Below are 304 nucleotides of genomic sequence, written 5' to 3' on the forward strand. Positions count from 1 at the left end.
AAACGGGATTTGCCTCGTTTCCGGCCTAACTGCTTGGACGCGCATATCCAACAGCGCGCTTACCCTATCCTTCTGCGTCCCCCCATCGTTCAAACGATGTATAGGTGGTACAGGAATATCAACCTGTTGTCCATCGCCTACGCCTTTCGGCCTCGGCTTAGGTCCCGACTAACCCTGCGCGGACGAGCCTTCCTCAGGAAACCTTAGGCATTCGGTGGAAGGGATTCTCACCCTTCTTTCGCTACTCATACCGGCATTCTCACTTCTAAGCGCTCCACCAGTCCTTCCGGTCTGACTTCAACGC

At 54.9% G+C, this 304-nt stretch carries 1 rRNA gene; it reads right to left on the reverse strand.

The features are described 5' to 3' along the window. Positions 1 to 304: ribosomal RNA gene (locus CVN76_RS02635) — 23S ribosomal RNA — on the reverse strand; the annotation flags it as partial.

The sequence above is a fragment of the Bacillus sp. mrc49 genome (genome assembly GCF_002803435.1).